At 69.2% G+C, this 1,498-nt stretch carries 1 protein-coding gene; it reads right to left on the minus strand.

The window, feature by feature from the left end:
- Nucleotides 1-1,498, minus strand: a 1,498-nt coding sequence (locus IH13_RS0100125; protein ID WP_031079886.1) for a beta-ketoacyl reductase, incomplete at both ends; no start/stop codon positions are given.

Genomic DNA, 1,498 nt, shown 5'->3' on the forward strand with positions numbered 1-1,498 from the left:
CCGTCAAGCCGTTCGACGCACCGTCCTGGTTCACTGCTGAACCCCGCACGAGAGCGAGCACCGGATGGCCGTTCCGCCGCGCGTCGGACAGCCGCTCCACCAGGAGCATGCCCACGCCCTCCGACCAGCCGGTCCCGTCCGCCGCATCAGCGAACGCCTTGCACCGGCCGTCCGAAGCCAGGCCGCCCTGACGGCTGAACTCGATGAACGCGCCTGGAGTGGACATCACCGTCACGCCGCCGGCCAGTGCCATGGTGCACTCGCCCTTGCGCAGGGCCTGAGCGGCCAGGTGCAGAGCGACCAGCGATGACGAGCACGCCGTGTCGATGGTCATGGTCGGTCCCTCGAGACCGAAGGTGTACGCCACCCGGCCCGACAGGACGCTGCCAGAGGTGCCGATCCCCAGGAACCCGTCAACGCCTTCCGGCACGGAGGCGGTCTGCGACGCGTAGTCGTGATACATCATGCCGGCGTACACACCGGTCCGGCTTCCGCGCAGTGTGCCCGGGTCGATGCCCGCGCGCTCGAACGCCTCCCAGGTGGCCTCCAGCAGCAGTCGCTGCTGGGGATCCATAGCCAACGCCTCATGGGGAGAGATCCCGAAGAACGCCGGGTCGAACTTCCCCGCGTCGTAAAGGAATCCGCCCTCGGCTGTGTACGAGGCAGTCCGGTTCTCAGGGTCGGGGTCGTACACGCCGTTCAGGTCCCAGCCCCGGTCCGTGGGGAACGGTGCGACGCCGTCGCCCCCACCGATCGTCAGCTGCCACAGATCCTCCGAGCTGAGGACTCCACCCGGGTAACGGCAGCTCATGCCGACGATCGCGATGGGATCGTCGTCCAGCGCATCCACGCCGGCCGCGACATTCCGGCTCAGCTCGTCCTGGCCACCCACGAGCTCGTCGCGGATGTACTCAGCGAGTGACTCCGGAGTCGGGTAGTCGAATATCAGCGTTGCGGGCAGGCGGAGACCGGTCACCTCATTCAGACGGTTTCGGAGCTCGACTGCCGTCAGCGAGTCGAAGCCCAGCTCCTTGAACGCCTGTCCGGAGGTGACCGAGTCTCCGGACGCGTGCCCGAGTACGAGGGCGACTTCCCCCCTCACGAGGTCCAGGGCGTGCCGGACACGTTCTGCCTCGTCCATGCCGCGCAGGCGGTTGGCAAGAACCGACTCGGCCGCTCCGGACTTCGCGACGCGGCGTCCCGATACGCGTACGAGGCCGCGCAGCAGGGGTGCCACACCGTTGGAGGCAGCGCCCTGGCGCAGGACCGGGAGATCAAGCCGCAGCGGAAGGACCGCAGCCCGCCCGGTCGTCTCTGCCGCATCGAACAGGGCGACACCCTGCTCGGCAGTGAGTGCAGGCAGCCCGGCCCGGGCCATGCGTTGCAGGTCGGTGGCGTCGAGGCGCCCAAGCATCCCGCCCTCGGCCCAGGGCCCCCAGCCCAGCGACAGACCCGCCAAGCCCTCGGACCGCCGGACCTCGGCCAAGGCATCCAGGAA

Source organism: Streptomyces sp. NRRL WC-3549 (genome assembly GCF_000721935.1).
Lineage (GTDB): Bacteria > Actinomycetota > Actinomycetes > Streptomycetales > Streptomycetaceae > Streptomyces.